We start from the raw sequence: 10241 nt of genomic DNA, 5'->3' as shown, positions 1-10241 counted from the left end.
CGGGCCGGCGGCGCGGGCGTTGACCGCGAGCCGCTGGCTCACGCCGAACTCCTCGGCCGCCGGGTCGGTGATGTCGAGCAGGCTGACCTGTCGCACGTTGACCTCGTCGGCGACGATCGCGCCGAAGTCCGCGAGGTGCGCCGCCTCGGGCACGACGACGGTGAGGTCACGCAGCGGCAGCCGGTTGCGCAGCTTGTTGGCCTTGCGCAGGGCGCTGGCCGAGCTGCAGACCGCCCGCGCGGTGTCCATGGCGACGACGAGCTCGTGGTCGGCCGGCAGCTCCTCGGGGTTCGGCCAGTCAGCGAGGTGCACCGAGCGCTCCCCCGTCAGGCCGCGCCAGATCTCCTCGGTCGTGAGCGGCAGAAGGGGGGCGGCGACGCGGCAGAGCACCTCGAGCGCGGTGTAGAGCGTGTCGCACGCCCGCTCCGCGTCCGCCCGGTCCTCACCCGTCGCCCAGAACCGCTCCCGGCTGCGCCGGATGTACCAGTTGGTCAGCACGTCGGTGAAGCTGCGCGTGCTGTCGCAGGCGCCGGCGATGTCGTAGACGTCCATCCGCGCGGTCGCGTCCTCGACGAACTCGCGCAGCTTGGCCAGCAGGTACCGGTCGAGCGGGTCGGTGGAGTCGGTGGACCACGTGGCCTCGTAGCCGCCACCGTCGGGACCACCGAGGGCATTGGCGTACAGGGCGAAGAAGGACCAGCTGTTCCACAGCGGGATGAGCACCTGCCGCACGCCCTCGCGGATGCCCTGCTCGGTCACGACGAGGTTGCCGCCGCGCAGGATCGGGCTGGACATGAGGAACCAGCGCATCGCGTCGGCGCCGTCGCGGTCGAAGACCTCGGAGACGTCCGGGTAGTTGCGCAGCGACTTGCTCATCTTCTGCCCGTCGTTGCCCAGGACGATGCCGTGGGAGACGACGGAGGAGAAGGCCGGCCGGTCGAAGAGCGCCGTGGCCAGGATGTGCAGCGTGTAGAACCAGCCGCGGGTCTGGCCGATGTACTCGACGATGAAGTCACCCGGGAAGTGGTGCTCGAACCAGTCGGCGTTCTCGAAGGGGTAGTGCACCTGGGCGTAGCTCATCGACCCGGAGTCGAACCACACGTCGAGCACGTCCTCGACGCGACGCATCGTCGACTTGCCGGTCGGGTCGTCCGGGTTGGGTCGCGTCAGCTCGTCGACGAAGGGACGGTGCAGGTCCGGCTGGCCCTCGGAGTCCACGGGCAGCCGACCGAAGTCGCGCTCGATCTCCTCGAAGGAGCCGTAGACGTCGATGCGCGGGTACGCCGGGTCGTCGGACTTCCACACCGGCACCGGGGAGCCCCAGAAGCGGTTGCGGGTGATCGACCAGTCGCGGGCGTTCTCCAGCCACTTGCCGAACTGACCGTGCTTGACGTGCTCGGGCACCCAGGTGATCTGCTCGTTGTTGGCGAGCATCCTGTCCTTGATCGCCGTGACCTCGACGAACCAGGACTCGACGCCCTTGTAGATCAGCGGCTGGCGGCAGCGCCAGCAGTGCGGGTAGGAGTGCTCGTAGGACTCGCGGCGCAGCAGGATCGTGCCGGGCGTGACGGAGTCGGTCTGCTCGCCGCGGGTCGTCGCCTTGAGCGCGTCGATGATCGGGCCGTTGGCGTCGAAGACGAGCAGGCCAGCGTAGTCGTCGACGGGCGCGGTGAAGGTGCCGTCCTTGGCCACGGGCATGACCGCCTCGATGCCCTCGCGGTCGGTCACCTCCTTGTCGACCTCACCGAAGGCGCCGGCGGTGTGGACCAGGCCGGAACCGTCGGTCGTCGTCACGGCGTCGTCGGCGGCGACGACGCGGAAGGCATTGGCGTGGCCCGCGTAGTACGACATCGGCGGGCTGTAGGTGCGGCCGACCAGCTGCGCGCCGGTGTAGTGGCCGAGGACGTTGGGCTCGTCGCCGAGCTCACGGGCGTAGTGGCCGAGCCGGGCCTGCGCGAGGACGTACTTGGCGCTGCTGCCGTCGACCCCGGGCACGGGGGCCTCGACGACGACGTAATCGATCTCGGAGCCGACCATGACGGCCAGGTGGCTCGGGAGGGTCCAGGGCGTGGTCGTCCACACGAGCAGGTGGGCGCCGTCGAGCACCGGGTCCGCGCCCGTGGTGTCCATCTGCAGACCGACGGTCACGGCCGGGTCCTGGCGCTGCTGGTAGACGTCGTCGTCCATGCGCAGCTCGTGGTTGGACAGCGGGGTCTCGTCCTGCCAGCAGTAGGGCAGCACGCGGAAGCCCTCGTAGACCAGGCCCTTGTCGTACATCGACTTGAAGGCCCAGATGACCGACTCCATGAAGCCGGGGTTGAGCGTCTTGTAGTCGTTGTCGAAGTCGACCCAGCGCGCCTGACGGGTCACGTAGTCGCGCCACTCCCCCGTGTACTTCAGGACCGACTCGCGGCAGGCGGCGTTGAACTTCTCGATGCCGAGCTCACGGATCTCGTCGGTCGTCTTCAGCCCGAGCTGGCGCATCGCCTCCAGCTCGGCGGGCAGGCCGTGGGTGTCCCAGCCGAAGCGGCGCTCGACGCGCTTGCCGCGCATCGTCTGGTAGCGCGGGACGACGTCCTTGACGTAGCCGGTGAGCAGGTGGCCGTAGTGCGGCAGCCCGTTGGCGAAGGGGGGTCCGTCGTAGAAGACGAACTCGCCCGCCCCGTCCTCGCCCGGGTCGCGCGCGTCGATCGAGGCCTGGAAGGTCTGGTCCTCGTCCCAGTAGTCGAGGACGTGCTGCTCGATCTCGGGGAAGCTCGGGGAGGCGGCGACGGTGGTCGCGTCGGTGGTGGAGACCTTGGGGTAGGTCATCGCGGCGGCTCCGTGGGGTGCTCGGGGTGGTCGTCTCGGCTGTGCCACGAGGACGACGGACGGGCCGCCGCGGTACCACCCCGCTTGTCCACCCCCTTCGCCGGACGAAGGGAGGAGACCGCTCTTGGTCGATCGGTCGTGACGTGACCACTCGTCCGGTTCTAGTGAGGAGCCGCGCCGCGGTTCCCGTTCTTCCGGAAGGCTCGCCGCTGATGACGGCTCGAACGCCTGCGCCTCCCAGTGTAGGGGCAGCGGGGCCGTGCCCCGTCCGGGGGCGTTACCATGGGCGGAGCACTGCCGCCAGGCAGGCGCGACCCGTCGGGGGAAGCCGGTGAGATTCCGGCGCTGTCCCGCAACCGTGAAGCCGCTCGTCGGCCAGCCGGAACACTCGTGGGTCGCGAGGCTCCGCCACACCCGTCGAGGACAACGGGTCGGACCCTGACGCACACGGCGATCGGGAGACGACCAGTCGGTCCCCGTCCCGAAAGGTCGCCCCCGATGCGTCTTCGCCACGCCCTCGCCCTCACCGCATCCGTGGGTGCCGCCGGACTGGTCCTGGCCCCCGCCGCCACGGCCGCCACCCCCGACGACTCCGTCGCCTACCTCGCCGGCCAGCTCGAGGCCGGCGGCGACCGCCTCACCGTCGAGTCCGGTGGACAGACCTACGACGACCTCGGCCTGACGATCGACGCGGTCCTGGCGATGTCGGCCGCCGGCTCCGGCGGCGACGCCTCCGCGGCGGCGACCGACTACGTCGTCGCCAATGCCGGCAGCTACTACGGCTACGGCGAGGACGTCTACGCCGCTGCCACCGGCAAGCTGCTCACCTTCGCCAGCGCCCGTGGGCTGGACCCGCGCTCCGTCGGCGGGGTCGACCTCGTGGCGCAGCTGCAGTCGCTCGAGGCCGACAGCGGTCAGTTCGTCGACCGGTCGCAGTGGGGCGACTACTCCAACACCCTCGGCCAGGCCTTCGGCATCATCGGCCTCAAGCGCGCGGGGACCAACCCGACGCCGGCCTCCGTCGACTTCCTGCTCGCCCAGCAGTGCGAGGACGGCGGCTTCAGCCTCGAGTTCGCCGACGGGTGCGTCTCGGACCCCGACGCCACGTCGACCGCCGTGCAGGCGCTCGCCGCCGTCGGCGGCCAGGACGCCGCGGTCCAGGACGCGGCTGACTACCTCGAGGGCCGTCAGGGCCAGGACGGTGGCGTCGGTGGCGGCGCGACGACCGAGGGCGCCAACGCCAACAGCACGGGCCTGGCCGCGACCGCCTTCGCCGTCGCCGGTCGCGATGACGCCCGGGCGCAGGCCCTGGGCTACCTCGACTCCCTGACCTTCGGGTGCGAGACCCCCGCGCTCGCCGGGGCCGTGGCGTACAACCGCGCCGACTTCGACGCCGCGGTCGCGCAGGGCGCCCAGGCCGCGCCCGACGGGACGATCACCCGCTCCACCGCGCAGGCGCTCATGGGTCGCACCGACAGCTCCTACGTCACCGTGACCTCCGGCGCCCAGACCGCCGCGACGCCGGCGCTCGACTGCGCCGCGCCGGCCCCCGGGGACGACGACAGTGCGGGCAGCGGGTCCGACACCGGCTCGGGCGATGCCGGCCCGGACGACGACGCCACCGCGCAGCCCGAGATCCCCGCGGTCGTCCAGACCGACGGTGCCGTGTCCGCCACCCCCGTGTGGGCCCTCGGTCTCGGCGCCGGCCTCGGCGCCCTCGTCCTGACCCTCGCAGTGCGTCGACGGGCCGCTGCACGGGTGCGTTGATGCGCCGACTGCTCTCCACGCTCGGCACGGCCGCCCTCCTCGCGGGGGCCGGCCTGGTCGGCGCCACCCCGACGCACGCCGCCGGGTGCACCGGCTCGAGCGGCGTGACCGTCGTCGTCGACGACGGCGGGTCCACGGACGTGCGCTGCGCGTCGGGCAACCCCGGCACGGCCGGCGCGGCCCTGACCTCCGCGGGCTTCTCCGTGGACCAGGTCCAGCGCCAGCCCGGAGCGATCTGCCGGATCAACTCCGCGCCCGACGTCGCCTGCGTCAACATGCCGCCGACGAGCCAGTACTGGGCGGTCTTCCACGCCTCGGCCGGCGGGTCGTGGACCTATGCGTCCAAGGGGGCGTGGTCCCTGGCCGCGGCCCCGGGCTCGGTCGTCGGGTTCCGCCTCGGGTCCGGGCAGTCGCCGAGCATCGCGCCGCCGAAGCCGGCCGCCCCGACCACGACGAGCCGGCCCAGTCCCACCCCGACAGCCACCCCGACCCGGACGACGAGTGCCGGCCCCGGTGCCGGCGCCACGTCGAGCGCCGCCCCCGGCGCCGCACCGACGTCCGGTGCCCGGTCGTCGGGTTCCGCGGCAGCAGCGCCGGGCTCGACCAGCGGCGCACGCACCTCCCCCTCGGGCACGCCGACCACGCGCACGACGCAGGGCGGCGAGGCCACGAAGGACGACAAGGCCCGGGCTACACAGGACTCGAAGGCCAAGGCCACGAAGGACGCCAAGGACAAGGACAAGAAGAACGCCACGACCTCGTCGAGTTCCACGACGTCCTCGGCCACCTCCACGGGCGCACCCAGCGCGTCCACCGACGCGACGGCCGGCGCCTTCACCGGCAGTGCTTCCGAGGGCGGCTCCGGCGGCGGATCGCTCCTGCCCGTCGCGGTCGGCGGCGGGTTGCTCCTCGCCCTCGGCGGCGGCGCCCTGGCCGTGGCCCGACGCCGGGGGGACTGACCCCCTTCGTGCTCTCCCCGACCCCGCGGGCGGTCCACCCGGGAGCCTGGTGGCTCTGGGCCATCGGGCTCGCGGTGGCCGTCTCGCAGACGACCAACCCGCTCGTGCTGCTGCTGGCGGCGGCCGCGCTGACCCTCGTCGTCATGGCCCGGCGCACGGACTCGCCGTGGGCGCGCGCCTTCCGGCTGTACGCCGTGCTCGGCGCGGTCATCATCGCGGTGCGTCTCGTGCTGCACGTGCTCGTCGGGCTCAAGTGGGGCGAGGTCGTCATCCTGCCGCTGCCGCAGGTGGCCCTGCCCGACTGGGCGGCGGGCATCGACCTGCTCGGTGACGTCCGGCTCGAGGGGCTGCTCGCTGCGCTCTTCGAGGGCCTGCGGCTGGCGACGATGATCCTGTGCATCGGCGCGGCCAACGCGCTCGCCGACCCCAAGCGGCTGCTCGCCGCCCTGCCGGGAGCACTCCAGGAGATCGGGACCGCCATCGTCGTGGCCGTGAGCGTCGCCCCGCAGCTGGCCGAGTCCGTGCGCCGCGTCCACCGGGCCCGGCTGCTGCGCGGCGACAGCGCCCGCGGCCTGCGGGCGGTGCGGCGGGTGGCGATGCCGGTCCTCGAGGACACCCTCGAGCGCTCGATGGCCCTCGCCGCGTCGATGGACTCGCGTGGGTACGGACGGCGGGGCACCACCTCGCCCGCCCGCCATCGCGCCACCGGCGCCCTCACCCTGAGCGGCCTGCTCGGCCTGGCGATCGGCAGCTACGGGCTCCTCGACGCCTCAAGCCCGGACTGGCTCGGACTGCCCCTCCTGGTCGTCGGTGCCGCGCTCGGCGCGCTGGGGATCGCCAGCGGGTCGGGTGCCGTCGTGCGGACGACCTACCGTCCCTCGCCGTGGCGCCTGCCCGAGACCCTCACGACGGGGTGTGGCCTGCTCGCCGCGGCCGCCGCCTTCGCCAGCACCCGGTGGGAGCCGGGAGCGATGACCATGCCCCTGGCCCCCATCGGCCCGCCGCAGCTGCCGTGGATCCTCACCGCTGGGCTGCTCCTCGCCACGCTGCCCGCGGCACTCACCCCACCGCCCGCGCTCACCCGCGACCGGACCCGCCGCACCACCTCGACCGCTGGGAGCCACGCATGAGCTGGGCAGCCGACCCCGCGCTCGTCCTCGAGGACGTGACCATCACCTACGCCGACAGCGACTCCCCCGCCCTGTCGCACGTCGACCTCACCGTCGAGGAGGGCGAGCTCGCCCTCGTCGTCGGCCGGACCGGCTCCGGCAAGTCGACGCTCCTGGGCGCGATCACCGGACTCGTGCCGCACTTCACCGGTGGGCGGCTCGAGGGGCGGGTCGTCGTCGCCGGGCGCGACACCGCCACGCACCGCCCGCGCGACCTGGCCGACGTCGTCGGCGTCGTCGGCCAGGACCCGCTCGCCGGATTCGTCACCGAGACCGTCGAGGCCGAGCTCGCCTACGGCATGGAGCAGGTCGGGCTGCCCCCCGAGACGATGCGTCGGCGGGTCGAGGAAGCCCTCGACGTCATGGACATCGCCGACCTGCGCGACTCGCCGCTGCGCGACCTGTCCGGCGGCCAGCAGCAGCGGGTGGCGATCGGCGCGGTGCTCACCCAGCACCCGCGGATCATCGTCCTCGACGAGCCCACCTCCGCCCTCGACCCCACCGCGGCCGAGGACGTCCTCGCGGCAATCTCCCGCCTCGTGCACGACCTGTCGACGACCGTGATCCTCGCCGAGCACCGGATCGAACGCGTCATCCACCACGCCGACTCCGTCATCCACGTCGCCGGGGGGCGGGTCGAGCACGGCCCGCCCGCACGGGTCATGGCCACCTCGAGCGTCGCCCCGCCCGTCGTCGAGCTCGGCCGCTGGGCCGGGTGGGACCCGCTGCCGCTGTCGGTGCGCGATGCGCGACGTGCGGCCGGCCCCCTTCGTCGTGAGATCGGTGGGGGCACCGCTCCCGCACCGCTGCCCGATCGACCCGGCGGCCTCGAGGCGAAGGGGGTGACCGTCCGCCACGGCGGTCTGGTCGCCGTCGACGACGTGGACCTGGCCCTGCGACCGGGGACGGTCACAGCCCTCATGGGGCGCAACGGCGCCGGCAAGTCCTCGCTGCTGTGGGCACTGCAGGGATCAGGTGCGCGGGCGGCGGGCAGCGTCGTGGTGGACGTCGAAGGTCGCCGGGTCGACCCGGCAGACCTGCGACCGGCGGAGCGCCGCACGGTCGTCGGCCTCGTCCCGCAGACCCCCGGCGACCTGCTCTACCTCGAGACCGTCGCCGCCGAGTGCGAGCGCGCCGATGCCGATGCCACGACCGATGCCGGGACGTGCGCGGCGCTGCTCGAGACGATCGCGCCCGGCATCGCGCCGCAGATGCACCCGAGGGACCTGTCCGAGGGACAGCGCCTCGCGCTCGTGCTCGCGATCCAGCTGACCGCGGACCCCGCGGTCGTCCTGCTCGACGAGCCGACGCGCGGCCTGGACTACACGGCCAAGTCCGCCCTCGCGCGCGCCCTGCGCACCACGGCCGACCGGGGTCGGGTCGTGCTGCTGTCGACCCACGACGTCGAGTTCGTCGCCGAGGCCGCCGACCGGGTCGTCATCATGGCCGACGGCGAGGTCATCGCCGACGGGCCGACCGCCGACGTGGTCGTCTCCTCCCCCGCCTTCGCACCGCAGGTGGCGAAGGTGCTCGCCCCTGCCTCGCTGCTCACCGTCGCCGCGGTGCGCGAGGCCGTGGGGTCGACTCCGTGAGCGCCGTGACCGAACCGGCCGCGCCCCGTGCGGCCGTCGAGCTGCTCCCGCGGGCGATGGTGGCGATCGCCATCACGAGCCTGGCGGGCGTGTTCGCCTTCCTCTGGCCACTCTTCGTCTCCCCCGACAGCGCCCTCGCGCACTCCGGTGACGCGCCCCTCGTCTTCGCCGCGATCCTCGTGGGCGTGCTCGCCGTCGTCCTCGCGGAGGTGGGCGAAGGGGGCCTGGACACCAAGGCCGTCGCGATGCTCGGCGTCCTCTCGGCGGTGGGCGCCGCCCTTCGTCCCCTGGGCGCCGGCACCGCCGGACTGGAGACGGTCTTCTTCCTGCTGATCCTCGCGGGTCGGGTCTTCGGGCCGGGCTTCGGCTTCGTGCTCGGCGCCACGACCCTCGCCGCGAGCGCGATGATCACGGCCGGGGTCGGCCCGTGGCTGCCCTTCCAGATGCTCGCCGCGGCGTGGGTCGGACTCGGCGCCGGGCTGCTGCCGCGGGCCCGTGGACGGGCGGAGGTGCTGATGCTCTGCGGGTACGGCGTGCTCACGGGGCTGCTCTACGGGGCGGCGCTGAACTTCTCCTTCTGGCCCTTCACCATCCAGGGCGAGGAGTCGCTCGCCTTCGTCGCCGGGGCCCCGGTGGCGGACAACCTGACCCGCTTCCTCGCCTTCACCCTGGCGACCTCGCTCGGCTGGGACCTCGTGCGCGCCCTGACCAATGCGGTGCTCATCGCCATCACGGGGCGCCCGGTGCTCGCCTCGCTGCGGCGGGCGGCGCGGCGGGCGTCCTTCGCGCCGCGCTGACAGGGGGGTCTCGAGGGGCCTCGCTGGCGCTCGGACCACCTCGACCAGCGTGGACACAGCGTCTGCGAGGATGACGAGCATGCAGCCGGATCTCGACCGCCAGGAAGCGTGGCTCAGCCACGAGGAGCTCGACAGCGTCCGCGGTCGGGTGCCGATCCTGTATGTCGCAGCGGTGCCCGTGCGGGTCGCCGACAACGGCGAGGTCGTGGCCGTCGGGCTGCTGCTGCGGGCCTCCGAGACCGGCCACATGGAGCGTGAGCTCATCGCCGGCCGGGTCAACTACCACGAGCGGGTGCGCGACGCCCTCGTGCGCCACCTCGAGAAGGACCTGGGCCCCATGGCCCTCCCGTCCGTGCCGGCCTCGCCGGTGCCCTTCACCGTCGCCGAGTTCTTCCCGACGCCGGGGGTCACCCCCTTCCACGACCCGCGCCAGCACGCGGTGGCGCTGAGCTTCGTCGTCCCGGTGCGCGGCGACTGCGCGCCCCAGCAGGACGCCCTCGACCTGGCCTGGCTCACGCCCGATGAGGCGGGGCAGACGGGCCTGCAGGCGGAGATGTCCGGCGGGCACGGGGTGCTGCTGCGTCAGGCGCTGGCGCACCTCGGGCGCAGCGCCTTCTGATCCGACGCCCCGGAGATCGACGCCTCAGCAGCCGAGGCGCTCCTCGAGCGCGGTGAGCGCGTCGGCCAGGGCGGCGCGCTGCCCGGCGTCGAGAGCACCGAGCTGGTCGCCGACATTGCGCCGCCGGGCCTCGTGCACCGCGGTCCGCACGGCACGACCGGCCTCGGTGACGACGACGATGCTCGCGCGGCGGTCGGTGGGGTCCGGCTGGCGGGTGACATACCCCTTGGCCTCGAGCGCGTCGACGACATCGGTCACCGAGCGCGGTGCGATGCGCAGGGCCTCGGCGAGGTCGCGCAACCGCGGTGCCGCGTCGCGCTCCGCCGCCACCCGCAGCGCCCGCATCTCATGAGGTGAGAGGTCGTGGTCCGAGAGGTCGACCATCCACGCCCGGCGCAGCCCGCGGGCCACCCGCAGGAGCTGCTCCCCGAGGTCCTCCCGGTCCTGCCCGACCACACGCCCACTCATGCGGCCCACGATAGCCACGTTGCCCCCTTCCCTCATAGTGAGGTAACCTCAGCATCACG

The 10241-nt window shown here is 73.4% G+C and carries 8 protein-coding genes; 6 read left to right on the top strand and 2 right to left on the bottom strand.

Features of this window, described 5'->3' with window-relative positions:
- On the bottom strand, positions 1-2811 hold a 2811-nt coding region (gene ileS / locus JAN01S_RS10505; protein WP_068317720.1), incomplete at its 3' end, for an isoleucine--tRNA ligase.
- A 498-nt stretch (positions 2812-3309) separates the two neighbouring features.
- On the opposite strand from ileS, the gene JAN01S_RS10500 reads away from it, so the two are divergent.
- From JAN01S_RS10500 to JAN01S_RS10475, 6 genes are all read left to right on the top strand, one after another.
- Positions 3310-4578: a prenyltransferase/squalene oxidase repeat-containing protein gene (locus tag JAN01S_RS10500; RefSeq protein WP_068317717.1), complete on the top strand. Its 1269-nt coding sequence runs from the start codon at positions 3310-3312 to the stop codon at positions 4576-4578.
- Positions 4578-5537, top strand: a complete 960-nt coding sequence (locus JAN01S_RS10495; RefSeq protein ID WP_068317714.1) for a hypothetical protein — start codon at positions 4578-4580, stop codon at positions 5535-5537. Before JAN01S_RS10500 ends, JAN01S_RS10495 begins: the two co-directional genes overlap by 1 nt.
- Positions 5538-5545: 8 nt before the next feature.
- The gene (locus JAN01S_RS10490; protein WP_068317708.1) at positions 5546-6667 is read left to right on the top strand and encodes an energy-coupling factor transporter transmembrane component T; all 1122 of its coding nucleotides are present in this window, start codon (positions 5546-5548) and stop codon (positions 6665-6667) included.
- Positions 6664-8298: an ABC transporter ATP-binding protein gene (locus JAN01S_RS10485; protein WP_068317705.1), complete on the top strand. Its 1635-nt coding sequence runs from the start codon at positions 6664-6666 to the stop codon at positions 8296-8298. Before JAN01S_RS10490 ends, JAN01S_RS10485 begins: the two co-directional genes overlap by 4 nt.
- Complete coding sequence (locus JAN01S_RS10480; RefSeq protein ID WP_244884816.1) at positions 8295-9095, top strand: ECF transporter S component; 801 nt, start codon at positions 8295-8297, stop codon at positions 9093-9095. Before JAN01S_RS10485 ends, JAN01S_RS10480 begins: the two co-directional genes overlap by 4 nt.
- Before the next feature lie 79 nt (positions 9096-9174).
- On the top strand, positions 9175-9714 hold the full coding sequence (locus tag JAN01S_RS10475) for an NUDIX hydrolase family protein (protein ID WP_068317737.1): 540 nt from the start codon (positions 9175-9177) through the stop codon (positions 9712-9714).
- Between the two features lie 24 nt (positions 9715-9738).
- On the opposite strand, the gene JAN01S_RS10470 is transcribed toward JAN01S_RS10475, so the two are convergent.
- Positions 9739-10182 (bottom strand): MarR family winged helix-turn-helix transcriptional regulator, encoded by a 444-nt coding sequence (locus JAN01S_RS10470; protein ID WP_068317703.1) that lies wholly within the window; start codon positions 10180-10182, stop codon positions 9739-9741.
- Positions 10183-10241 lie beyond the last annotated feature (59 nt).

Origin of the sequence: Janibacter anophelis NBRC 107843 (assembly GCF_001570945.1) — a bacterium.
Lineage (GTDB): Bacteria > Actinomycetota > Actinomycetes > Actinomycetales > Dermatophilaceae > Janibacter > Janibacter anophelis.
The sequence above is the reverse complement of the archived record's forward strand: the minus strand, read 5'-3'. Positions and strand labels throughout refer to the sequence as shown.